This is a genomic window from Candidatus Neomarinimicrobiota bacterium, assembly GCA_021734025.1.
GTDB lineage: Bacteria > Fidelibacterota > JAANXI01 > JAANXI01 > JAANXI01 > JAANXI01.
Genome location: JAIPJS010000003.1, coordinates 309,330 through 335,682, shown reverse-complemented (window position 1 = coordinate 335,682; position 26,353 = coordinate 309,330). Strand labels below are relative to the sequence as shown.

Here is a 26,353-nt window from a genome sequence, read left to right as displayed (position 1 = left end):
AAATTGCACTGCGAATGAGGTTTTTAGGAACAACCCAATAAAACGATCACATATTATTCAAGATGGGAGAACCAGCGGTTTGTCCCGATTACCTGGGCGGATAAGGATAGGCTGCTGGTACCCCATTTTGATTGTATCCCTGTCCAAAATCGAATATTTTATTGCTCATTCACAGAAGAGGCACTAACGCCCTTTTTCAAGCCACCGACCTAGTTATAGGCAGACCAGGAAACAGAGAATGAGTGAATTTAAAAATATGGAAGTCCAGACAGGAAAACGATTACAGGGTTCGATGCCTAAAATCGGGATCAGACCTACCATCGATGGCCGACGTGGTGGTGTTCGGGAATCATTGGAATCACAAACAATGGCACTGGCTGAGTCTGCGGCGGAGTTTTTATCGAACAACCTCCGGCATTCCAACGGGCTACCAGTAGAATGCGTAATTGCTGATTCCTGCATCGGTGGAGTCGCCGAAGCAGCGCAGGCTGCTGAAAAATTTCAGCGGGAAGGCGTCGGTGCCTCCCTGACCGTCACCCCTTCCTGGTGCTATGGCACGGAAACCATGGATATGGATCCGCATACGCCAAAAGCGGTGTGGGGATTTAACGGCACGGAGAGGCCGGGTGCGGTGTATCTCTCCGCCGTCTTGGCCGGTCATAACCAAAAAGGACTACCGGCATTTAGCATCTATGGCAGGGATGTTCAGGATGAAGGTGACACCACTATTCCGTCGGATGTGCGTGATAAACTGCTCCGCTTCGCCCGGGCTGGACTGGCAGTTGCAACGATGCGCGGGAAGTCTTATCTCTCGATCGGTGGCGCTTCCATGGGGATCGCCGGCTCTATGGTCCAGGAAGATTTTTTCCAGGATTATCTCGGTATGCGGAACGAATCGGTGGATATGTCAGAACTCACCAGGCGGCTTGAAGAAGAAATATATGATCCTGAGGAATTTGAGCGGGCAATTGACTGGGTTCATGAATATTGCAAAGAAGGACAGGACGTCAATCCCCCGAAACACCAACTTTCGCGCGAAGAAAAGGATGCTACCTGGGAGACCGTGACGAAGATGGCAATGATTGCCAGAGATCTGATGGTCGGGAATCCGCGCCTCCGGGAATTCGGTTACGGCGAGGAAGCCATGGGCCATAACGCCATTCTGGCTGGATTCCAGGGACAGCGGCAGTGGACGGATCACTTCCCCAACGGTGATTTTATGGAAGCCATACTCAACAGCTCATTCGACTGGAACGGGATCAGGGAACCGTATCTGATGGCAACGGAAAACGACAGCTTGAACGGCGTTGTAATGCTATTTGGTCATTTATTAACCAATACGGCACAGATTTTTGCGGATGTCCGCACTTACTGGAGCCCTGCTTCCGTGAAACGAGTCACCGGACTAGAACTGAAAGGCCCCGCTGAGAATGGTATTATCCATCTCATTAACTCCGGTTCAGCTACGCTGGATGGCACGGGCCAGCTCGAAATTGACGATCAACCGGCAATGAAGCCGTTCTGGGATATTTCCAGTGATGAGGTTAAAGCGTGTTTGGACAATACAAAGTGGTGCCCTGCAGTCCAGGAGTATTTCCGCGGTGGCGGATTTTCCTCCCAATTTCTGACCCGCGGCGAAATGCCAGTAACCATGTCGCGACTGAATATCGTGAAAGGGTTAGGCCCGGTTCTTCAGATTGCTGAAGGCTACGCGGTTGACCTGCCGGAGGATATCCATTCGGTATTAAACGACCGTACGAATCCGACCTGGCCCACGACCTGGTTTGCACCCAACCTGACAGGATCCGGAGCGTTCAGAGATGTATATACCGTGATGTATAACTGGGGCGCGAATCACGGCGCCATCAGCTACGGGCATATCGGGGACGAACTGATTACCCTCGCTTCCCTGCTCAGGATCCCGGTGAATATGCACAATGTGGACGAATCGCGAATATTCCGTCCTAGCGGATGGAATGCTTTTGGCACTGCACATCCTGAAGGCGCAGACTACAGAGCATGTGACAATTTTGGGCCGCTTTACGGGTAACCGGGTTAAGGTGAATTTATACGAACAGCGAATGCGACGACTGAGAATTTATAGTGATTGATTCTACCAGATATGAAGAAATTCGCTCCGACCTACTGGAGATGTCCCATCAGCTGGGCAATCCTGCTCATCGATTCACCATACTTGGCGAAGGAAACAGTTCTGCTCAACTGGATGAAAATCTGTTCCTGGTGAGGGCCAGCGGGACCGAATTACGCACCCTCCAGCCGGAGCACCTGGTAGCCACACGATTTGAAACAACACTATCACTCCTGGACAATAATGCTTCAGAGGAAGAGACTGAGGTTACCCTATTGGAATCCAGAAATGATCCGAAGGCGTTAAAACCTTCAGTGGAATCAACCTTCCACGCATGGCTACTCCGGCAACCTGGCGTCAATTTTGTCGGACATACACATCCTATTGAAGTCAATAAAATTCTTTGTTCCCCGGCAGCGAAACTGTTTGCATCCCGGCGTTTGTTTCCGGACGAAATAGTCTGCTGCGGCCCGAAATCCCTCCTGCTTGATTACGTAAACCCTGGTGCTGATCTTGCGATAGCGATTCGGAATTCCTGGGATCAATTTATCCGGGATAACGGTTTTACACCAAAGATACTCCTGATTAAAAACCATGGGCTCATTGCCGTCGGTGAAACTGCCAACGGTGTGCTTTCTGCCACACAGATGGCAAATAAAGCCGCAGCTGTATTCAATGGTGCTGCAATCCATGGGAAAATACAATTTATGACTCCAGGCGAAGTCGAGAAAATCCACAATCGTTTAGATGAAAAATACCGGCAACAACAAATTCGGAAACAAACATAACTGTGTTTGCGAATGATATGGAAAAAAATGACAAAAGCATCAATTTCATACGCAACCACCTGACTTCATTGCGTTATATAGAGTAAAACAGGAACTATTAAATAACATATTAACTCTGTCGCAAAGCATAATTATGGAGATTTGAATTATGAAGCTGGAATACCTTGAAGACAAATGGGATGATGAATATGTACAGGATCTGGACCAACCGGAGATACTCCGGTACCGGTCAAACCTGCTTGGATCAGATCTGCGGATCACCAACTTCGGTGGCGGGAATACTTCCTCGAAAGTGATGCAGCGTGATCCGGTGACCGACGAAGAAGTGGAAGTCCTCTGGGTTAAAGGTAGTGGTGGCGATCTCGGTTCCATTAAGCGCGATGGATTTGCCCGGCTCTATATGGATAAATTTCGTGCATTACGTGATCGGTATCGCGGGAGAGAATATGAAGATGAGATGGTAGATTACTACCCCCTATGCCGTTTCGGTTTAAACGACCGCCCTGCTTCTATCGACACACCGATTCATGGGCTCACCCCTTACAAACATGTGGATCACACCCATCCGGACTGGGCAATCGCTCTGGCAGCCTCTGCCAATGGTAAGCGGATGCTGCAGGAATTCAACGACCGGTTTGGATTCAATTTGATCTGGCTTCCCTGGGAGCGTCCAGGTTATCACCTGGCAACGATGCTGGAGGATGCCCTGAATAAAAATCCGGATGCGGAGGGCGTGATTATGGCCTCCCACGGTCTGCATACCTGGGGGGATGAGCAGTACGCGTGCTACAGGCGCACCATTGAAATCATTGACGCCATGGGACAGTTCATTAATGAAAAAATGGAAGAAAAGGGCGATGATCTTTTTAGTGGACAAAAATTTGATTCCCGTGATGATCGGGAAGATATTGCTGCAGCAGTTTTTCCGTTTGTTCGCGGCCGGGTCGGCAGTGAAAACATGGTCATTGGAGAGTTTGTGGATCTGCCGGATGTCCTTAGGTTTGTCAACAGTGAAGATGCGGAAGCTTTGGCCTTTCAGGGAACCAGTTGCCCTGATCATTTTATCCGCACCAAGGTACGGCCATTTTATGTCAACTGGAATCCCGAAACAGGCGATATTGACAGCCTGAAGTCCGCCATTGAATCCGGCCTGAAGCAGTACCGCGTGGATTACAAGACCTATTACGAGGAAAACAAGGAGCCGGACTCCCCTGCCATGCGTGATTCAAATCCCCGCGTGGTTCTTATTCCGGGTATTGGGATGCTTGCTTTTGGAAAGAACAAAAAGGAAGCCCGCGTAACCGGCGAATTTTACGTCAACGCCATTCACGTCATGGAAGGCGCTACTTCCCTGGATGACGGTAAAATCGACGAGGATATCAACGAAGATCAGGTGCTGAATAACTACGTGGCTCTCACTCCCAGAGAAGCCTTTCGTATAGAATACTGGGCGCTCGAAGAAGCCAAACTCAAACGCCAGCCTCCGGAGCAGGAGTTAGCCAGGCAAGTTTTACTGGTTGTTGGCGCCGGCAGCGGCATCGGCCGGGATTCCTGCGACCAATTGGTTGAAGAAGGCGGTCATCTGATGGTGGCAGACCTGGACGGCGACCTGGCAAAAGCAACCCACCAGCAGATGGAGAATACGCATGGCAAAGAACTGTCCGACAGCGCTCAGATTGATATTACGGATCGGGTATCCGTGCGGAGCGCCCTCAGGAAGACGGTACTCCAGTTTGGCGGTGTAGATATCCTCATTAATACAGCCGCCATGATCGCTTATCCGGACGAAAACGGCGATTTTGCCGACGAATTGTGGGATAAAACGCTGCGAACGAATGTGACCGGAAATTATATCCTGACAGACGAATTTAACTCTATCGTTAAAGAACAAGGCACTGAAGGTGTGATTCTGCTCACCAGTTCCGCAAATGCAGTTGTGCCGAAAACGGGATCCGAGCCGTATGACGTAAGTAAGACTGCGGTGAACCACCTAATACGGGAGCTGGCGATCCGGTATGCCCCGAATATTCGCGTTAATGGCGTTAGCCCGGCACGTGTTGTGGACGGCAGTTCAATGTTTCCGCGGGAAAGGGTGATCAGTAGTCTGAAGAAATATAACGTGAGATTTGATCCGGATGATAGCACGGAATCGCTGATTAATAAACTGTCAGAGTACTACGCGGAATCAACTCTGACCCACGCCCCGATGCGTCCACAGGATGTCAGCGAAGCGATTTATTATCTGGTCTCATCGAAGTCCTCCCGGACTACCGGACATATTATCCCGGTGGACGGTGGATTAACTGACGCTTTCCTGCGGTAGCCAGGGAACTTATTCGACTTTCGACTCACTCAGAGCGGAGCACAGATGGCTGACGAATCGCAATTTATCGCATTCGACATTGGCGCCGAAAGTGGGCGCTGTGTCATCGGTCGTATCGACACTTCTGCGCCGCGTCTTTCTCTCCATGAGGTGCATCGCTTCCCCACTCCATCGGTGGAAAGTGGCTCTCACCTTCACTGGGATATTTTGCAGTTGTATGCGGAAATTGAGTCGGCACTGGCCCAAGCGGGAGATGAATTCGGTCCGCACTTCCAGGGGATCAGCGTTGATACCTGGGGTGTGGATTATGTATTACTGGATGCCGATGACCGTTTGGTGGGATATCCGTATCACTACAGGGATAGCCGCACTGACGGCCTGATTCAGTATGCCTCGACCATACTCCCCAGAGATAAAATATATGAGTATACCGGTATCCAATTTATGCAGCTGAATACTTTGTATCAGCTGCTGGCGGAAAAGCGCCAGACGCTGGACTGGCTGACTGTTGCTTCTGATTTTCTGCCCATCCCAAACTACCTGTTGTATCTACTCTCCGGACAGAAAACAGCCGAATATACCATTGCGTCCACTACCCAGCTTTGTGATCCCCGGACCCGTAACTGGTCCGGGCAAATTCTGGAGGCGTTTGGCTTCGAAGGTACCCTCTTCCCTCCTGTTACCCAACCGGGTACTGTTCTTAGCACATTAGTCCCCGCCGTCGCCGAAAAAACCGGCATCACCATGACAACTCCGGTGATCGCCGGTGCAAGTCACGACACGGCAGCAGCAGTTGCCTCGATCCCGGCTGAAGGCGATGACTGGGCATTTCTCAGCTCCGGTACATGGTCACTTATGGGCGTAGAACTGGAGGAACCTGTCATTACAGGACGAACTCAGGAATACAATTTCACCAATGAAGGTGGAGTCGAGGGTACCACCCGGTTTTTGAAAAACATTATGGGGCTCTGGCCCCTCCAACAATGCCGGGAAGTGTGGAATAATCAGGGTGAAAAATTTGACTATAAAACCCTGCAGAATATGGCACAAAAGATTGACCAGATACGGGCCTGGGTGGATGTTGATGATTCGCGGTTTTTGAAGCCGGAGAATATGGTTGAAAGCATTATCAGCTTTTTAAGTGAAACTGACCAGTCGTATAAAACTGATCCAGCATGGATCACCCGGTGCATACTGGAAAGCCTGGCATTTAAATATCGCATGGTGATAGACGATCTTGAACTTTTGACGGGAAAACAAATTCAAACGCTCCATGCAGTTGGCGGCGGCATACAAAATACGCTACTAAACCAGCTGACAGCGGACGCCATCGGCAGACCGGTCGTTACCGGACCGGTTGAGGGGACTGCCGCTGGCAATATCGGTGTGCAGGCGCTGGCAACAGAGCTCATCGATGATCTTGGCTCTTTGCGGCAGATAATCAGGCAGTCATTTGCGTTAAAAACCTATGAGCCTGCAGACCAGGGTTACTGGGACGATCATTTTGCCAGCTACCAATCAATTCTGACCACCTGAATTACCGGGATTTACGTAAATTGCGCATTGTTTATGTGAACCGAATAAAGGGTTCGGATTTTACACCGGTATTCTGCCGGTGATAACTCACGACTTTTGTGTGATACAACCATGACTGAAAAGACCAATCAATATATCGATCAGTTTCGAGCTGCAGCCGAAGGCGCTGGGGCATCTGTGGAAATTATCTCTATAGAGACGGATTCGGTCTCTGCCGCTATATCACAACATCTCAGGGAAAATTCAATAACTATCTTTGCATCATCCGCCTCTTTAGAGTCCGACCTGACTACCACCATCCGCAATATGGATGGTATCATTGAGCATCCGAATGACGAAGAGCTGGAGGCAGCCTGGTGCGGAATCACAGGCGCATTCGCCGGCATCGCCAGAACCGGTTCCATCTGCGTCGCCGTCGGGAGTGATCTTGCCGGTTCAGTCAGCCTGTTTACCCGATCCCATATTGCCTTGTTGAATATTGAAGATCTCGTCTACTGTCCCAGTGATTTGTTACAGATTGAAGAATCCAGCAACACTTCCCTGTTAAATAACATGGTAATAATCACCGGACCGAGCGCCACGGCAGATATGGGCGAATTGGTGCGCGGCGTCCACGGTCCGGGTGAATTGCATATAATTCTATTGGAATAAAACTTATGGCGAAAAACAGAAATATGGAGCAGCCGGACTACACTCCAAGGAAATATGCCAGGAAGGACACCAAGGAATCCCTCAAGGGTGGCATCCGGCTGGCGTTGGACTACGAGCAGGATTCCGTCCGGCGAAACACGAACACCTTTAATATCGGGCGCTACAAAGCCACTGGTGCTATCGATGACTATGAGGTATTAAAGGAAAAAGCCCGCGCTATCAAGGAAGACTCCATCGCTCGGTTGCCAGATCTCATTCAGACGTTGCAATCCACAGTAGAACAAAACGGCGGCTCCGTTTATCTGGCCAGCGATGCCGAGGATGCAACTCAGCATATTAAAGATCTCTGCAGCGGGTACGAGGCGGAATTAGTAGTAAAATCCAAGTCGATGACTACGGAAGAGATTCATCTGAATACAGTGCTGGAATCCGCCGGCATGGAGGTAGTGGAGACCGATCTCGGTGAGATGATTATACAGATTGCGGATGAACAGCCGTCTCACATAGTGGGCCCTGCCATCCACCGTAGTCGGGAACAGATCTCCACCCTGTTCAAGCGAGTTTATGATACCGATTCGCCGTTGGATTCGGGTGAAGCGCTGACCAAATACGCCCGGGACATCCTCCGGGAAAAGTTTCTTAATGCGGATATCGGGATAACCGGAGCGAATGCAATTGCCGCTGAAAGCGGCACCCTGATGCTGGTGGAGAGTGAAGCCAATATCAGGATGGTTATGCAGACGCCGCCGATTCACATTGCGGTGGCCGGTGTTGAAAAGATCGTTCCGTCTAAGGCACACCTGTTTCCGTTCATTGAGTTATTAGGTCCGAGCGGTACCGGACAGCCACTGACCTCTTACACCAATTTGGTAACTCCCCCATTGGATGTTAGACCCTTCTCCTTTCGGGAGAAACCGGTCCGGCCCAGGGCGTTTCACCTTGTTCTGATAGACAACGGCCGCATGAACATGCGCGAGGATCCGATGCTGCGCGAGGCGCTCTATTGTATTCGGTGTGCGGCTTGTCTGAATTCGTGCGCCAACTTTCAGAACCTCGGGGGACATGCATACGGCGGCGAGACCTACTCCGGCGGAATCGGAAGCGCCTGGGAATCCGGGACCCATGGGATCGAGACTGCGAAATTCAATGAACTTTGTACCGGGTGTTCGCGGTGCAAACCCCAGTGTCCCGTAAAAATCGACATCCCATGGTTGAATATCGTTTTACGTGACCGTATCAATCAATCGCGCAAGAAAGACCCCTTTTCCTTTGTATATCGTGGTCTGCTGGACAGCGCCCCGGAGGATACCTCAGCCCCCCTTCAAAAGCAATTCTTCGGCAATTACGCCACTCTCGCAAAATGGGGTTCCCGGCTTGCTCCCCTCTCAAACTGGATCGCAAATACGGCATTTTCAAAAACTATTTTAGAGAAATTGGTGGGACTGGCCAGCGATGCGGATCTACCGAGATTCGCAAGCCAGAATTTTACCACATGGTACCGTCATTCCTTCCGCACACTGAGCTCAATTGAATCCGAACAGTTTGCAAATTATGAGGTGGTATTCTTCCCCGACATTTACGTCAATTATCTGCATCCTTCCTGGGGGATTTCAGCTATACGGGTGCTGAAAAAATTGGGCATGACTACGACCGTTATGGATACTCTCCCGGACGGCCGGGCTGCGCTATCTCAGGGTATGGTTAATACTGCTTCTGAACGTGCGAAGGTTCTGGCGGAAACATGCCGGGAATATCTGGAGTCCGATCGGGATATCATTGTAGTTGAACCGAGTGTTTTGGGCATGTTCCGTGAGGACTATTCCCACCTCCTTCCCGATGGGGAATTATTGGGTAGACTCCTGAAGCAGAGCTTTGAGCCAATCGAATATATTTTTAACCTCGGCGAATCCGTGTTAGATAAAATCGCTGATTTTATCAAAAATCAGGATAATCATCAGTGGCCGGATCGGGTGTTTTACCATAGCCATTGCCAGCAGCGCTCCGCCAATGCTGCAGATCAAACGGTTGCACTGCTCCAATCGCTGGGATTTCATGTGATCACATCCTCTGTGGAATGTTGTGGAATGGCCGGAAGTTTTGGCTATAAACAGGATTACTACGAAGTGTCTCAAGAAGTCGGCATAAATCTCGTAAACCAGATAGAATCTGCCGAATCCGATACGGGCAAATGCCTGCTTTTGGCCAGCGGTACGTCCTGTACGGATCAAATACAATCACTCACGGGCAGGAAGGTATTCCATCCATTGGAATTACTGGACTCCCTGTTATTGGACTAGGCGTTAAGGTGCACTTCGGATTTACTGTGTTTTCGTAATCAGGCATGCAGAGTTGTGTTGAGTCTTTTTACATTATCATATCGTTAATGGTACAGATGGATCGAAATTGAGAGAGGGGCGGCAACATGGGTAATAATGAAATATCTAAAAATAACCATACCAATATTCTGCTGAAGTTGCGGGGCATTCGAGATGGATTGAATTCCGCCGAACAGCGACTCGCGGATTACATCCTCGAACACCCGGAGGATACGGTCCTGTTTACGATTCAGGAACTAGAGAATAAATCCGGGACCAGTTACGCTACCATCATCCGGTTTACGAAAAAACTGGGCTTTAACGGCTATAAGGAGTTTCGCAATACTCTCATCCGGGATGTCACGTCCGACCAGGAAGAGATTGAAGCGTCAAGTGGTTTTCCCATTGAATTGGATGACAATATTGAGACTATCATCGAAAAAACGTTTCAGAATTCGGTGCGTATTCTGAACGAGACCAGGCGAATTATCGAAGTTGACGTGCTGCAGGAAGCCGCTGAGCGCATATCCAATACCCGCGAACTGGTGACTATCGGAACTGGCGCATCGGGCATAATTGCACGGTATGCCTATATTCGGTTTTTCCGGCTTGGCATCCCAACGACGGCTGAAACCGATATGACGCTGGTCAAGATCAAGGCCTCCCTTCTGGATGAGGACGATGTGTTGCTGGCTGTGTCTTCATCAGGGCGATCGGAAAAAATCGTGGAAGCTGCCAGACTGGCATCAGATCGCGGAGCCCACGTCATCAGTCTGTGCGATTATGCCGTCAGCCCCCTCTCAAAAATTGCGGAATATCCGCTCTTTACCACCCCGCGAAATGCGGCGCAGTTCCTGGATATTGATATGCCGCTGACGACGGCCCAAATGAATCTAATCGATATCCTGTTCCTTTATACCAGTATTCTTCGTGGCGAAGATGCCTTTGAAAAATTTCAGAAAACCAAGGATGTCTCGGACAGCGAAAAGATACAGTGAGAGAGTAAAGTAGTAATGTGTTATCGTGTTTTTGTGTTACCGTTAATTCCGCTTCAGGTCCGCATAGCGGGTTGAAGCGGAATATACTAACAGCCTCCTGTTATGACAGTCAATTTAGTATTTATCAAAAACATCTCAATTCCTACTTCAAAAATATCATCTTTTTGACCCGCATCATATCGCCGGCTACCAGGCGATAGAAATAAACCCCCGTACTCACCGGCTGACCGAACTGGTTCCGGCCATCCCACTGCACCATATGCCAGCCCGCGGCTTGGCGGGAATCTTCTAATGTGGTGACCTTCCGGCCCCTCAGGTCATAAACGGTCAACGTCACCTGCGACTCCGCTGGCAGGCCATACCGGATGGTGGTGGTGGTGGTGGGATTGAAGGGGTTGGGGTAATTTTGGGACAAGACAAATCCTGTCGGCAGGGCCGTCGGTTTCTCTTCGTCAACGGCAACCACGCCTCCCTCCCGGTAGACAGATAATCCATAACCCGACCCGATCCATGTATTTCCGCTCCCATCGACGGCCAGGGATCTGACCTCATTCACCAGGATACCAGAATTGGAGGTATTATATACGGTCCAGGTGGTACCGTCAAATTTGACTAAGCCAGCCCTCGTCCCCATCCATTTATTTCCATCGTCATCGATGGCTAGTGCCCCAATGTCATTACTCGGCAAGCCGGAATTGGAGGTATCATACACCGTCCAAGTGAGCCCTCCGTCATATTTGACTAAACCAACTCCAGTCCCCATCCATGTATTTTCATCGTCATCGATGGCTAGCGCCCCAATCCCATGCCCTGGAAAGCCGGAATTGGAGTGGTGGTACACCCTCCAGCGGGAGCCGTCAAATTCGGTCAAGCCTCTACTATTTGTTCCAATCCAGAGGGTGCCACTCCCATCAATAGCCAGCGCCTGAATTATATTCTCCGGCAACCCGGAATTGGACGAATTATACACCGTCCAGGTGGTCCCGTCAAAAGCAGCCAGACCTTCATACGTTCCAATCCAAAGGGTGCCGCTGCCGTCGACAGCCAACGCCTCAATATTATTCTCCGGCAACCCGGAATTTGATGTGTTGTACACCGTCCAATTGGTGCCATCAAAGGCGACCAATCCGCTATCATAAATGCCGATCCACGCGGTGCCGGTCCCATCAAAGGCAAGCGCTTGTAGACTATAACCTGGCAATCCGGAATTGTTGGGTGTATAGACCGTCCAGTCTGAGCCGTCGGGATGTATGCCGGCAAATGCGGCTAAGCCACCGGCCCCAATCCAGGCCGTGCCGTTGCCATCGATGGCAATGGCATGCATGATATTGCCCGGCACATTGGAATTGAGGGGATTCACCGTCACATCGGCCCCATCAAATTCGGCTAACCCTCGTCTTGTACCAATCCATACTTTGCCGCTGTCATCGATGACAAGAGACTCAATACGATTACTTGGCACTCCTGAATTTGAGGTATTATAGACCGTCCAGGTGGCACCGTCAAACATGGCTAAGCCACCACCAGTTCCCATCCATGTGTTTCCCTTTTCATCGAAAGTAATAGAATTGACGTAATTCTCTGGCAACCCGGAATTGGAAGTATCGTAAACCGTCCAGTACGTGCCGTCAAACTTTACTAAGCCACGTCTCGTTCCGGTCCATGTTGTACCGTTCCCATCAGTGGCAAGCGATAGAATAAAATTATCCGGCAACCCGGAATTGGACGTATCGTAAACCGTCCAGTTCCTTCCGTCAAATACGGCTAAGCCAGTATCCGTTCCAATCCACGGATTCCCGTTTCCATCGATGGCAAGAGATTCAACCCGATTATCCGGCAACCCGGAATTCGAGGTATTGTAGACCGTCCAGGTCGTGTCGTCAAAGGCGGCGACGCCCCGACTGGTCCCAATCCATTTGGTGCCGTTTGCAGCAATAACAAGCGAGGAAAAACTATTACTTGGCAGCCCTGAATTATGGGGTGTGTATACTGTCCAAGTGATCCCGTCAAAGGCCGCTAACCCTGTATAGGTCTCAATCCATTTGGTGCCGTTGGCATCGACGGCAAGGGACTGAATATACGGATGTGGTAATCCTGAATTTGAGGTATTAAACAAGGTTCGTTCTCCGGTGAAGCGAGACACTCGATTGATCTTGAAAAGACCCCACTTTGACGTTCCCACCCAAATATTCTCGCCCTCGACGGCCAACGAAGTCACCGCGGGTGTATAATTATAAAAGGTGACCCACTCCGGATTTTGGGGATAAATTGTGTGGATGGAAAGGAAGATCAACATTAATATGCCGAGTAACTTTTTCATTCCTATCTCCTTAGTTTCTTTTTTTTACCGAAAGAGAACCAAAACGGTGGCCCTTTTGCTCTAATAATATCTTCTCATCAATTATTCGTTCCATATATCCCGCCATCCAGAGAACCATCCCGCCTGGGCGGGATTCCGCCCAAACTCCGCCGAATGGTGGAGGCAAAGGCAAAAACATCATCTGTAAAGTCCGACGTCTCCATTCACATTATCTTATTTACCTTAATGCTTTTTGTAAAATCGCCCGCTCGGATCCGGAAAATATACATCCCACTGGACACGGGATTCCCGGCCTGATTTGTTCCGTCCCACAGGACAGTGTGGGTACCGGCCGGTTTGTGGGCATCGACCACTGTTTTGACTTTTTGGCCCAGTGAATTATAAACGGTTATCGTTACTACATTAGCCTCCGGCAGGGCATACTCAACCCGTGTATCCGGGTTGAACGGATTGGGATAGTTTTGGTACAGATTATAATCGGTTGGCATTTGTTCATGAGCTAATTTGTAGGCTTTTTCATTACTCGTCTGTTTTATGAACCCAGGCTCACCGTATCCGGGGTACCCCAATCCGCCGCCGGTCAACACCGGGCGAACAGTCGCATAAAAAGCGCTGCCCATGTCTGCTGTAAATCCTGAATTCAGTGTAATCCCGTCAGTGGAAAGAAATGAAACAGTTCCGCCACTTTGAATCGTATACGATGTACCTGTTGTGATTGGATACTTAGTTTCCAGCGGGACCTCGTCGCCAGAACCAATTACACGGTTGGATAACGTTGGCCGTGGATAATAAGGGTCTACATCAGGTTGATCATCACTAGTCGATAACCAGAGCAAGACGGATGCATGATTATTACTGTAATCTGATTCAGGTATGACTTCATCTGGATTGGTGGTGATTTTTAATATATAGAAACCGTCCTGGATACCGGTAATATCAACCCACTGGCAATCCAAATCCATACCATAAAAATCATAACAACCTGGCGAAATACCCTGCAAAGGGTCCTCCGCACTAAATTCACCACAATCGCCAGGCCCATAATCATAAACATTAAATCCCGCTTTGTGACCTCCTGAGAGTTCATTGCCCGACAGATCAAACAGATGGTATTCGGCAAACGCATCAAAATGATCGTGATCATGACATGCATGATAATGCCAATAATCCGCATAAGGATTATTTGGGTCTTCGGGATTTCCAAGATTTAATGTGTCATTCCCTCTATTCGCAATACGTGTTCCGAAGCGGAGAATTGTGCGTTCACCTTCTCCACTAAGACAGCCCTCATCTATAAAACATGGATCTCCCAAGCTATTAATAGTTGTGATCACGGGTTCTGTGGTATTTCCACCTCCTTTTAAACTCGCCACTATTATTTCTCTGTCAACTACAAGATCGACAGGAGGTAGGGCATAGATTGTTTGTCCACTGGCAATCAACACAAACATTGCAATGAGAAACAGTATTTTTTGACTTCCGGGAAATTTATTGTGTTTCATAGTCTTCTCCTTGTTATTCTGCCATCAATTATTCACGCGTTGAAATGTCGCTAATTCAAAGAGCGTCTTCTCTACCAGCCGTTCGGGGGAACGGAGCCATTGCGATGCAGCTTTCGATATTCTCATCCCCCTGCTCTCTGGCGCCTGCCGGAGAGCGTCCCCCTTCGAAGGGGGACTTGTTGGCGGTTTCCATTATAGACAGCGGGTGCTTTTATCATACATCCCCCCGACCATCCTGGAAAGCCGCCAGGGGGATGCATCTTCGGGGAAAGTGCTACCTATCGATTTTTCCCCTGGTTTATCTCTTGTTTCAGCGCCTCAATCTCCTGCTGTTGTTCCTGAATGGCCTGCACCAGGACCGGGATTAGTTCAATATAATTTATGGACTTATACTTGATCGGCTCCGGTTCTTCCCCTGCTTTTTCAGCACCTGGCGCTTCGGGATCTATAAACGCATCTTCGCTCACTAATTCCGGGAAGAGCTTTTCCATGTTCTGCGCAATGAACCCAACTCTTTTACCGGAAGCGAGATTCATCGGTTTGTACCTGGGATCATTCCGTTTATAATTAAACGATTTGGCTTGCAGCTGCTTCAGTTTACCTAACACGGAACCGACCGGCTGAATATTCTCCTTTAGTTTGATGTCTGAGGGATTAGTGAACTCGCCTGTGACATGAACATCACCGGAAAAAATACCCGGCATAACTTTCATAGGAAGCATCGCTTGCGGTCGCTCTTATTCCATAGGAATACCAGCCATCCTCTGCCCTGGCAGAGACACCATAATTAGTATAGTTACCGGCATCTGCCCAAACCCGTATACCGTAATTATAATTTCCATTTACTGATTGAACACGCAACTTATAGTTTGAATAAGGGGTAACGCCGATGCCAACATTTCCATCGTCGCCAATCTCTAATTGGCCAAAGGCACTCTGCCCGATGATGAACACTATGACCATACCTACGATCCGGAACGTTTTTGAATACATACTGTCCTCCTTTGTCTGGATTCGCTTACATGTCCTGTACTGAGCGACTCTACTGGTTTAACACCTGATACTGTCCAGGTATTATCGCTTCTTATCGAAACTTTAGGGAATTCGGTGCCACCGGACTGGTCCGGTCAAACAACCGTTGCGCATCACCACTGTTCGCCTAGGATGTGATCGTATGTACCGGGAGCACTCTACCCGGTGGTGACGAAACGTGAATGACGTGCGTTAATTTGTCGGCTGCAACATATATCTATAGCATACAAAACGTTATACTCGCTTTTTTCATCACTTATAACCAAATCTACGATAAAAACGATGTCGCCGAAGGAGGCTAATACTTTCGACCGGGCTGTGTTCACATTAATCGACTAAAACCTGGTAATCACTGGGAAAACCCGACTCAGCCCTTGTCAACCTGGAATGACATGCGTTTTGTTTTACTTCTGTAACTATACTTTACCTATTAATTAGTTTTATCAAATTCAAGGATTTTTGCGAAGTGCTATTTTGGGTATTGCATAAAAAAAGCGGAGAAAGGAGCAGGGAGAAAGGAGAATGGAAAAATTGTTTGTCCCAAAGGGATCCGTGCGGGATGGTTCATAGTTCATTGCGGAGAATTCAGTGATTTCGCAGAGGATGAAAAAGCTCACAAAAAGTAAACGGTATAATTGACAACGAACAACTTACAACAAACGAATATCCCACTAAAGCGGGAACTACCAGCCACCAAGTCGCGCTGCCCGAATAAGCGCTACCCAATCCTTCTCCGGATCGGCCGGTGGTGCGCCGATGGCTTTTTCGCCTGGCCCGGCAATCGTCCCGATACTTCCCTGTTTCAGTGCTCCACCTGTACGGGGGTTAAACCATTCCACCTGATACCTCCCGACGGACTCACCCAAATCGATGAGATTTTCTTCCGCCGTTTTCATATAGATTACGTATACCTCGCCCTCTTTGGAGAAGCAGTAATCGGTAGTATCAGTCGTCAGATCGTCGGTGTTGGTCATTTCCCAAAACGGGATCTCATGCTCCCTGAAGAAATTAAGCGCGTATCTGGACTGGTCCCACATGTTTGACCGGGAACGCCAGTCCTGACAGGTTAAATCCGATTGGGGATGGTCATATCCGAAATAATATTCTATTCCGCCTGCGCCAGCCATTAACGCGCCCCACAAAGCGTTCTGCCGGGCATTATCGTGATCCTGGTTTTCCGCATCCGGAAGAAGAGCATCCGAGGCGTTCCCCGGTTCATCAATGGCTACAACCCACGGCTTGCCGGACTGGTCGGAAGCCTGTCTCCAGTGGAGAATGGCATCGTGGACCTGCCTGAAGTCCGATCGGTGGGTCTGAACGGAGACTCCGGTGAGCTTCGATTTATCGCCAAGCAGATCGTCAAACGACTGACCGTTGTGAATCACAATATGATGCCGATACGGATCGTACTCCCGGAAATATCCCGCCATGGCGCGGCGCTGAGGTGTAGACTGTCCTTCGTGATCTCCCCATTTCCCGTTCTCTTCACCCAAATTCCAGTTGAGCGCCAGGTGGTGTCCGAACCGGGCGATGAGTTCCCGGTAGTAGAGTTTACGTTCCACGCCAAGGGCGCCGGCATCCAGTGTATCCTGGTTCTCGGCCTCCTGGGTCTTGAAGTGGAGATACATTCCCAGGGAATCGGCGTGCTGGAACAGGATCTCCCACTGAGCCAATCTGGACACATCGAGTCGGGTATAATCATCATAAGTGACATACGGAAAGACGTTCCTATCATCGCCGCCGATATTCATGGTGAGGAAGGAGAAGACGTTAATTCCCTTCGACGCCAAATAGTTTATGGCTCCAAGGATGCCCTTTCCTTTGCCATCCTGCCAGACCGGATCACCCTGATTCCAGTCCTGCACATGTGGCTCCCATGATTTAATCAGGTCGTCGTTATGTCCGTCGTGCTTGAAATCACCGTCGAAATCCTTGTATGCCAGGAAATTTTCCGGCGCGTCCGCGCCTGCCTTTAGAAAATATTCTCCGGTCTCCTCGAACCGGAGATAATGTTTTCCGACATACTGAAGCCGGCCCTTGCCTCGAAAATCCCTGCCTGATTTATCCGTCTCCTTCACGCGGAACGTACCTGACTTACCATCCATAAATCCGGCGCTTTTGCCGGCATCAGGATTGTCGCTCACCGCGATATTGCGTCCGGACCGGAACGATACCTCGTAATTCCAGATACCCGCTTCATGGGGAGCGAAATGGACTCGCCATTTATCGCCACTGGAAGCAGAAGTATTGGCAGCATCGCCATCTGCGGCGAAATATCCCGGGACAAGGAAGGTTGTGTCACCATTAATGAACCGTACATTGAGTCGGTAGTCCAGAAAGGGATTTGGTGTGGCCTGCTCCGAAGTTTCCGGTCCCTCGAATGTGAGGGTCACCTTATGCCATTTCCGTAATTCGCCACTCATCTCCACTCCAGAAGCAGAGGAGATGCATGTGAACAGGAGTAGCCCGAGTAGCACAAAATTTCGAAGTGTCGACATATTGCCTTCCGTAAAGTTTATGAAAGTTCAGGGGGTAATCAGAGAAAGCATAACCTGGGAGAAAAGCCATCCGAATCAGGGTGCCAAATCTCTGCAACCTGGATTTCGGTTTAAGCAGGTTACGGCATCTGGGACAGCCCTTCGTATTTGACCGTCCATCCTTCATCCGGAAAGCCGGGAGCGTGTTCGTTCGGAGCGCTGTCCCAGCCAGCGGCCATCATGGCGACGGCTGTCAGGAGTCCGCCGTTTCCGGGAAGATACAGCGTGAGCCGATCGTCCTGATAATTGTGACCGTTATTCAGATAGGTGTTCTTTTGCACGTCCATTAACAGCGCGTTAATCGCCATCTCCGGTTCGCCCACTCTTGCCGCCGTCATGGCGGTGAGCGGATAGTCCCAGCCCCAGGTTTCTTCCCAGTTCCAGGTTTCCATGACTTTGTTCAGGGTGCGGCGCATTGTCTCCACATCCACGGAATCGTTCGGCAGCATGCCGTACGCGCCAAGCAGTGTCGGATGATCGTTCCGGTGGAACTCGTCCTCGAAGGTGCCCATGGCGGTCTCCGCATTCTGGTACAGTTCGTTTTGCTGCGGTAGATCCGACAGGTGCGTTATTACGTGATCCCATTTTTCGACCCGATCCATTCCCATGCGCTCACGCCATCGCTGGGCGACCTGCAATCCGTATTGCCAGTAGGACAGTTCGAACGGCGGATTCATGGTCTGTTCCTTATCGTAAATCTCCTGAGCAGGAATCAGCGGTGGACCGAGCACGTATCGTTCTTCTTCTGGTACCCAGTGTGCGTATGATGCCATGAATTCAGCAGTCTCGAAGACGAGGGTCTTCATGCGCTCAAGAGTCTCCGCCGTCGGGGCTTCCCGGTAGAGTAACTCCGCAAAATAAATGGGGTGTGGTTGCTGCCAAATCAGGAAGACACCAACGTCAGACGGACTCTCTCTGCCGTCCGGACCGACCATCTTCGGCCATCGTGCGCCTTTGTATCCCTGTCGCTCTGCCTTCTTTTGAGCATTGGCCAGCGCATTATCGTAAAATGGGAGGCTCCGTTTAAACAAGTCTGTCCGCCCCCAGAGGATGTGATGGACCCCATGCCACCAGTGCATCTCCAGGTGGAATTTGCCGTACCAGCTGTTACAGGTCAGCCCGGTTTCCTGTGGAGGCAGATCACCCGCACCCTGGGCCGCGGTCAAATATTGAGACAGTACTATACGGCGCTCAAGTTCCTGCGCCCTCGGATCGGTACTTTCCGACAGATCGATAGCTCCCCCTGAGTTCCAGTACCGGGCCCAGGATGTTTTGGAATCCTGAAATGTTTCTCCCACACCCGGGAGATCCGCTTCCTTTTTGGACTCCGAAAAACTGGCGATAAATGCAAATTTTTCATTCCCGCTGGGAAGCAGATGGAATGTATGAGGCGCCTGTTCCACGAATTTAGCATCACCCTCCCACTGGATGTGTACATAATACGTGACGCCATCCAGTGCGCGCTTAATCGTCACTGACCGGTCTGTCTGGGTCTGTATTATCGAACTATGCTCTCCGGGACTCTGCCAGTCGCCGGTCTGTTTTCCCCAGGATTGGGTGCCGTACGGGAACCTGAAGAGGATTCCGTTTTTACCGTCTGTGAAGAGCGGAGACTGCATTCTGACGGCGATTTGGTCCAGCGTTGAATGGCTGGCAGTCTCCACCCAGACGCCATTGCCATCTATGGAAAAATTACTTTCTAAAATTCCCTGCCAGAGATTAAGGGTCTGGTCAATAGATTTGATTTCATCCAGATCGACCTGTCCGTCGCTCGTCCCCCGAAACAGAAATCCGATCTGCCCCAGGTGAAGCCGGTGCGGATTTGCCCTGAGCCATTGTCCTGCTCCCTCGTACCGCCCGGAAGCGTAGGTCACGTCACGCCCGTGGGTATCGTACGTATTAAATGCGTCAGCAAGAGAATATCTATTGGTATCGCCGATTATATGCCAACCCCAGTTGGATTGGGTACCCAGTGGAATTCCGTTTTCGTACTCCTCCCGAAATGTCTGTAAGCCGGTAACATCGGCGGTAAAGGCAAAGTTACCGTTCCCCAGAGTAAATGATGAAAGGGTGTCGACTTCGGTCAATCCCGGAAAATGTCGGTAAACTAATGCCTCCCGGTCTATCTCCCCGGATTGACAGGCGGTGAACGCTATCGGGAGAATCAGAATGATAAGCAGTTTACGATACATGCGGACCTCTTGTCTGTATGGTTTGCTCGGTGGGTATTCGCCGTAATTTCGGTATGAAAATATAACAGATCCTGAGCAGAGATTCACTGCCCTGGCAGGAAAAGGTGGATTTCACGAATAGTGCGAGATGACTCTCAGTTCTCAAAATGTTTCAACGATAGTTATCCGGATTCCGCGTTTTCAATGATGCCTTTTTGCAGGATGATATTTCCGTATTTCGCCGTTTCTCCCGACATTACCACTGCAAATGAATTGGCGGAGCGCTTGTAAAATTCTTCCTTTTCAATCTTTCGAATTTTATAACGGTTTTCTTCATATTTATCGAGGATCCGTTTGTACGATTGTTCTACCCTCGGATCGAAAGTATCACCGTTCACTGCCTCCATCATCGTCATCGGGAAATCCACATAGGAATCCAGCGGCATCAGCGGGAGAATTCCGTCTAATAAGTCGGTAATGATGTGCCCGTCTGCTCTCACTATACGGGTACAGTAAGATTCACCGGGAAAATGAGCATCGGCCAGGACTATTTCGTCTCCATGCTCCATACGGTAGAGTGTAAGTAATAATTCCGGACTGAGTTTTGGGGAAATCCCACGCAGCATACAATAGATCCTTTCGAAAATGCAAATAACCGGGAATTCTGATTTCCGGCGTGTTCAGTTTATGAAAATTCCAATTTAGATCATTAAATCATGAGGTCTTTTGCAGGTCCCGCCGGAACCCAAAAAATCCATAAAAGGATATCAGGAGAAAACAAGCCAATGGAACAGCATACGCCAGATGGATACTCCCGGTGGCATCGGAAATTTTCCCCTGGATTGCAGTTAATACCGCGCCGCCGAGGATCGCCATAATCAGACCTGAGCCGGCAATTTTTGTATCGTCATAATCCAGACCTTTAACAGCCAGCCCGTAAATCGTCGGGAACATCAGGGACATGAAAGCCGAAATTGAAACCAGGGCAAGGACTCCGATCATTCCACCGCCAAATATTACAATTAATGTTGCGATACTTCCCAGGATAGCCGACCCTGTCAGCAGTTTCCCGGGCGCGATGTACTTCATCAGAGCAGTATTGACAAAGCGAAATGCCGTAAACAGTATCAGAGCAGCGAGATAATAGCTGGATGCGTGTGCCTCATCGACAGCCAATTCCTGCATGACGTACCGAATGGTAAACGACCAGACTCCGATCTGTGCTCCAACATAAAAGAACTGCGCCACAACACCCCAGACGTATTGCTTTTTCCTGAACAGGCGCTTCAGCGTCGGTATCAAATCGATTGAGACCTTCTTTTCCGATACCTTCGGCATATCCCGGATGGCGATCATAACCCAGATAACCACCAATAACAATGCTATCCCGACATATGGCCCCATTACGGCGCTCAACTCCTGCTGTTGCACTGCCTGGAGCTGCTCAGCCCCCATTACAGCACGTTCCTCTGCTGAGGCGGAATTGAGGTGAGAGAGTATAAAGTATTTACTCAGCAGTACCCCAGTTATGGAACCAATGGGATTAAAGGACTGGGCAAAGTTCAATCGCTGAGTTCCGGTCTCCTCCGGCCCCAGCGCGATAATGTAGGGATTCGCTGTCGTCTCCAGAATCGAGAGTCCACCGGCGAGTATATAGAGCGCTATCAGGAAGTGAAAATAGTTCATGGTGATGCTCGAGGGATAAAACAGAAAGGCCCCGCCGATAAACAGCCCCAAGCCAAGCAACACGCCTGCTTTATAGGTAAATTTTTTAATAAATATTGCTGCAGGCAAGGCCAGGCAGAAATACGAACCATAAAAAGCCATCTGAATCCATGAAGTCTGAAAATCGGTGAGGCTCATAATCTTCTTGAAGGCCGCCAATAAAGTATCGGTCATATTATTGGCGAGTCCCCACATAAAGAACAGACTCGTAATCAGTATAAACGGGATTATCGGTGCTTTATAAATTGTGCGTTTTATTGCTGCCATAGGTATTCATTCTCCAGGGAATGATTATGGGGTGTCTGCCTTGGTTGCCTTCCCTTAAATATGCCGTAACCTAGGGTAAATAAATCATGAATATGTCCAAATATACAACGATTTCCGGTGCTTCAGAAAACACCTTTTTTTACTCCGTGTATCTTCGTAAATGCGATTTTAATTATGAGAGTAATGAGTAAAATTACTGGGCGGTTGCCAGTATTAAATATGCCTGGTGCTAACGTTAGATTTATCCCCGTGAAAAATCAACAGATTTTGGGAATTTCTACGATATTCACTTGGGGAATATTCGGAAATCAGGTCGATTCGCGAACGATTAAATCTGTCCTCAGGACAACTTCTTTGGATTGGAATACATCTTCCTCTGAATTAATGGCTTCCAAGAGGAGATTCGCGGCCCGCCGGCCCATCTCTATCCCCTGTTGATTGACAGTGCTCAACGGCGGCGCGGTCATCTGGGAGACGTCACTGTTCCCGTATCCCATCACAGCCAGATCCTCCGGTATGCGTATATTATGTTTTTTCGCCTTCTGATAAACACCGAAGGCGATATAATCATTGGCGGCAAAGATGGCATCCGGCAAATCGCCGTTCTTGTACAAGTACTGAAAGCCCTCCCGCCCGTCTTCTTCGAGAAATCCGCCAAACCAGATCAGGTCGTCATCCAGTGGAATATCGTGTTCTTTAAGTGCCTTTTTGTACCCTTTATAGCGGTCCTGCCCGACGGAGACCGTCTGCGGGCCTGCTAAATGTGCGATTTTTCGATACCCCTTGTTTATAAGATAATTCACTGCATTATATGCCCCGCTCACATCATCCGAATAAATCCGGCTGGCCTTAATTCCGTTGAGGTATCTGTCGAAAAAGACAATGGGAATGCCGTGCTGCTCAAATACCTTCAGGTGGTGGGTATCCGTTGTCTCCATAGAGACAGCAATGAGTAATCCGGCAACCCGCCTTGACAGCATCGGTCTCAGGTTGGTTTTCTCTCGCTCCCAACTTTCGTTGGATTGGTTTACTAAAATGGTGTAATGAGATTCATACATCACCTCTTCAATACCGTGCACAACAGAAGCGAAAAAGTAATTGCTGATTTTCGGAACAATCACACCGATAGTCGTGCTATCCTGGTACCGGAGGTTTTGTGCGTTCCAGTCCGGGAAATAGTTCATTTCCTGCGCCAGTTTTCTTACCCGTTTTTTTGTCTTTGGACTGACTCCGGGATGATCTCTGAGCGCCTTTGACACAGTAGTAAAATGCAGGTCTAATTCTGCGGCCAGATCTTTCAGGGTAATTTGCTTATTCTTCATTAGTTTCCATGTTTATGTTTGAATCTATTGAGATTATCAGGATTTATGAAGATACCCGCTGATCGGGAATTGGGTCCACCGAAATTTTTCCGGGTTGCGCTGGCACAAAATCGGATTAAGCATTCTGCATCACCTGCTGATATGACAGTTGGGTGCTAATAAATCTGGATAATTTTCCTACGGGATTCAAGTGTTAAATCGCAGTTAGGTTATAGCCTTTTTCCCAAACTCCGCAGAGGAAATTATCCCTCTACACTTCAGGCTAATTTTTACCGGCGTATATTCCGGTTCCCTATCAGTAGGAACGGAATACCCAGCAGCAAAATTCCAATCCCGAGCAGTGCCCCAATACCCGTGACGGTGATGCTGGAGTAAAATAGTATCAGACAGGTAGCGATGAACAGGATTGGCGTGACCGGGTAAAGCGGAACTCTGTAGGTACCGTCGGAGAGGCCATCCCGGTAGCGAAAGACAAACAGGGTAACCCCGGTGAGCATCAGAAAAAACCAAAATACCGGCGCCGTATATTCCACGATGGTAGAAATACTTTCGCGGGTAAGCGTTCCGATTAATACCAATGCCAAAGCGATAAGTCCCTGGATAATCAGCGAATTGACCGGTGAATTTTGTCTGGAGCTCCACTTGCCAAGGAAGCCCAGAAACGGGAAATCCCGTCCCATGGCGTAGTTGGTGCGCGCTCCAGTGATGATGCTGGCGTTCGCGGTAGATGCTGCCGTGAAGACCACAAGCAGCGCCATGAAGATCTCCGCGCGGGGGCCAAAGAGATGTTTGGTCAGATCCGAGCCAACTGTCTGCGAGGATTGCAGCCCCTCAAATCCCAATACATTCAGGTAGGAATAATTAATCATCAGATAGAGTATGGTAATCAGCCCGATAGCCAGTACCAGGACCCGCGCCATATTCTGTCGTACATTTTTCAATTCCGCAGAGAGGTAGGCCGCTTCACTCCAACCACCGTATGACAGCAGAACAAATATCATGGCTAGTCCCGCCGAATTGAGTTGCAGCGGGGCGCCCCCTGCTTCAGTTCCTCCTGACTCTCCAGGCGCTGCCACAACAATGCCTAACACTGCAATGCTAATTAGCACAAGGACAACCATCCCAGTCATAATATTCTGAGCCTGTTTAGACGGGGAGGTGCCCCAGATATTCAGTCCGGTGAGGATGAGGATCGTAAGCACAGCATAAATTGGTGCGCTGTAGCTCCCCAGGTCGAGAATCAGCGTGGCATATTCTCCAAGGATAAAGGCTGCCAGCGCAATGGAACCGGTTTGGATGACCGTCATCCGTCCCCATGAGAAAAGAAAACTAATGGAATCTCCGTACGCTTTTCGCAGGAAGTGGTACTCTCCCCCGGCATCCGGATGCGCTGTGGCCAGTTCCGCATAACAGAGCGCCCCAATCAGCGAAATGGCCCCACCAAGTATCCAGGTCAGCAGAAATTGAGTGCCGTTTCCGGCGTTCGATGCCACCAGCGGCGGCAGCCGGAAAATTCCGATGCCGATCACTATCCCAACGATAATGGCGATGGCGTTCAGGACAGAAAAGATTCTGGCGGGTGCGCCCTGTTCAGAAGAGAATTTCAACGATAGGCTCCGATAGATTCAGTCAAATTCGCGGGAAGGTATTGGAAACGATTTTACGCTTGCTCTATTTAGTTGTTGCATGCCAGGATTTGACGGTATGTTCATCGCCGGAGCGCACCTGTACGGTCCCTGTGATTTGGTCATTTTCTATTTCGCCGCTGTACACGTGTTTTGTTTCTCCAAAGTCAGCCATAAAGCTGATGCGTTTTCCCCGAAGGACAGCATTGGTTACACCCGCTTCGGACGATCCCCGGGCTAATTCCACCGTGATTTCCTGGAATTCCTGGGAAATGGCAGCCGCGAAGTCGTCTCCATTGACGGTCCAATTCCATGCTCCAACAGCATCAGCCGGGGTAATCCAGTAATAGATATAATGCGAATTCCCGTCGTCATCCTGTACATCAAATGTTTTATCCGGTTTCCATTCGTCCATATCGAAACTGTGGGAGACCACTCGTGTTCCGGGCTTTAATTCATCCAGCAGTCGGGGCCGGAGCCGCTTGTTTACGCTGGAAAGCAAATACATTGTAATGACTGAAGCCTTACTGATATCTGTGGTAAAAATATTTTCTTTCAGGAATACCACCCGGTCATCCACACCCGCCTTTTTTGCATTTCTGCGGGATTCAATTACCAATTCCTCGTCGATATCAACGCCGTGCCCTACAGCGTCCTTCCCGGCAGCGGCGATAACGATACGGCCGTCTCCCGAGCCGAGGTCTATTACGTAATCACCCGGGCCGACATCCGCAATGGTCAGCATTTTATCGACGATCTCTTCAGGTGTTGGCACATACGGCACATCTTTGTCCCGCTCATCCAACACCTTGATAACCGGTTCGAGTTCGCCCTGGGCAACAAGGTTATCGGGGACAATATAAAGCAACAGTGTCACTGCCAATAATCCAGTCAACAGGAAAGAAATTGTTTTAATAAACCCTTTTCCTTCGAGAAGATTCATGATTTCACCTCGATAAATCTTATGATATTTATACTGATAATTCCGGACTTTCCGGCATTTACATAGTGGCCAAAACTTGAGAATTAAATGGCAAATTTCCAATGTAAAAGCAGGGTTTGGGTGTTCCCATTCTTAACCAAACAATCTGGAAAGCATATAGAATTACACCAATTTACTCTGTTGAATATTAAAACCGCATTTAATGGAGG

The 26,353-nt window shown here is 49.3% G+C and carries 18 protein-coding genes; 7 read left to right on the top strand and 11 right to left on the bottom strand.

Annotated elements, in window-relative coordinates:
* Positions 1–238: 238 nt before the first annotated feature.
* From K9N57_05565 to K9N57_05535, 7 genes are all read left to right on the top strand, one after another.
* Entirely contained in the window at positions 239–2,050 is a 1,812-nt protein-coding gene (locus K9N57_05565; GenBank protein MCF7803636.1) for an L-fucose isomerase, read from the top strand.
* A 101-nt stretch (positions 2,051–2,151) separates the two neighbouring features.
* On the top strand, positions 2,152–2,877 hold the full coding sequence (locus K9N57_05560) for a class II aldolase/adducin family protein (GenBank protein MCF7803635.1): 726 nt from the start codon (positions 2,152–2,154) through the stop codon (positions 2,875–2,877).
* A 148-nt stretch (positions 2,878–3,025) separates the two neighbouring features.
* Positions 3,026–5,200: a bifunctional rhamnulose-1-phosphate aldolase/short-chain dehydrogenase gene (locus K9N57_05555; protein MCF7803634.1), complete on the top strand. Its 2,175-nt coding sequence runs from the start codon at positions 3,026–3,028 to the stop codon at positions 5,198–5,200.
* A 45-nt stretch (positions 5,201–5,245) separates the two neighbouring features.
* Positions 5,246–6,736 (top strand): rhamnulokinase, encoded by a 1,491-nt coding sequence (locus K9N57_05550; GenBank protein ID MCF7803633.1) that lies wholly within the window; start codon positions 5,246–5,248, stop codon positions 6,734–6,736.
* Positions 6,737–6,847: 111 nt separating this feature from the next.
* A complete protein-coding gene (locus tag K9N57_05545) occupies positions 6,848–7,387 on the top strand; it encodes an LUD domain-containing protein (protein ID MCF7803632.1) in 540 nt (179 codons plus the stop codon).
* 23 nt (positions 7,388–7,410) lie between these two features.
* The gene (locus tag K9N57_05540; protein MCF7803631.1) at positions 7,411–9,684 is read left to right on the top strand and encodes an LUD domain-containing protein; all 2,274 of its coding nucleotides are present in this window, start codon (positions 7,411–7,413) and stop codon (positions 9,682–9,684) included.
* 125 nt (positions 9,685–9,809) lie between these two features.
* Entirely contained in the window at positions 9,810–10,700 is an 891-nt protein-coding gene (locus tag K9N57_05535) for a MurR/RpiR family transcriptional regulator (protein MCF7803630.1), read from the top strand.
* A gap of 142 nt (positions 10,701–10,842) precedes the next feature.
* On the opposite strand, the gene K9N57_05530 is transcribed toward K9N57_05535, so the two are convergent.
* The 11 genes from K9N57_05530 to K9N57_05480 form a co-directional block, all read right to left on the bottom strand.
* Complete coding sequence (locus K9N57_05530) at positions 10,843–13,020, bottom strand: T9SS type A sorting domain-containing protein (GenBank protein MCF7803629.1); 2,178 nt, start codon at positions 13,018–13,020, stop codon at positions 10,843–10,845.
* 203 nt (positions 13,021–13,223) lie between these two features.
* Complete coding sequence (locus K9N57_05525; GenBank protein MCF7803628.1) at positions 13,224–14,522, bottom strand: T9SS type A sorting domain-containing protein; 1,299 nt, start codon at positions 14,520–14,522, stop codon at positions 13,224–13,226.
* A 278-nt stretch (positions 14,523–14,800) separates the two neighbouring features.
* Positions 14,801–15,235 carry a tail fiber domain-containing protein gene (locus tag K9N57_05520; protein MCF7803627.1) on the bottom strand — a complete coding sequence of 145 codons (435 nt, stop codon included), beginning with the start codon at positions 15,233–15,235 and terminating at the stop codon, positions 14,801–14,803.
* Entirely contained in the window at positions 15,204–15,515 is a 312-nt protein-coding gene (locus K9N57_05515) for a hypothetical protein (protein ID MCF7803626.1), read from the bottom strand. The genes K9N57_05520 and K9N57_05515 overlap by 32 nt, the downstream gene beginning before the upstream one ends.
* A gap of 722 nt (positions 15,516–16,237) precedes the next feature.
* Complete coding sequence (locus tag K9N57_05510; GenBank protein MCF7803625.1) at positions 16,238–17,977, bottom strand: DUF5060 domain-containing protein; 1,740 nt, start codon at positions 17,975–17,977, stop codon at positions 16,238–16,240.
* 194 nt (positions 17,978–18,171) lie between these two features.
* Positions 18,172–20,283, bottom strand: coding sequence for a hypothetical protein (locus K9N57_05505; GenBank protein MCF7803624.1), 2,112 nt, complete (start codon positions 20,281–20,283; stop codon positions 18,172–18,174).
* A gap of 161 nt (positions 20,284–20,444) precedes the next feature.
* Positions 20,445–20,888, bottom strand: a complete 444-nt coding sequence (gene fucU, locus K9N57_05500) for an L-fucose mutarotase (GenBank protein ID MCF7803623.1) — start codon at positions 20,886–20,888, stop codon at positions 20,445–20,447.
* An 88-nt stretch (positions 20,889–20,976) separates the two neighbouring features.
* Positions 20,977–22,254 (bottom strand): L-fucose:H+ symporter permease, encoded by a 1,278-nt coding sequence (gene fucP, locus K9N57_05495; GenBank protein MCF7803622.1) that lies wholly within the window; start codon positions 22,252–22,254, stop codon positions 20,977–20,979.
* Between the two features lie 308 nt (positions 22,255–22,562).
* On the bottom strand, positions 22,563–23,576 hold the full coding sequence (locus K9N57_05490) for a LacI family transcriptional regulator (protein ID MCF7803621.1): 1,014 nt from the start codon (positions 23,574–23,576) through the stop codon (positions 22,563–22,565).
* Positions 23,577–23,845: 269 nt separating this feature from the next.
* Positions 23,846–25,147, bottom strand: coding sequence for an APC family permease (locus K9N57_05485; GenBank protein MCF7803620.1), 1,302 nt, complete (start codon positions 25,145–25,147; stop codon positions 23,846–23,848).
* Between the two features lie 100 nt (positions 25,148–25,247).
* Positions 25,248–26,144: a class I SAM-dependent methyltransferase gene (locus K9N57_05480; protein MCF7803619.1), complete on the bottom strand. Its 897-nt coding sequence runs from the start codon at positions 26,142–26,144 to the stop codon at positions 25,248–25,250.
* Positions 26,145–26,353: the final 209 nt, after the last annotated feature.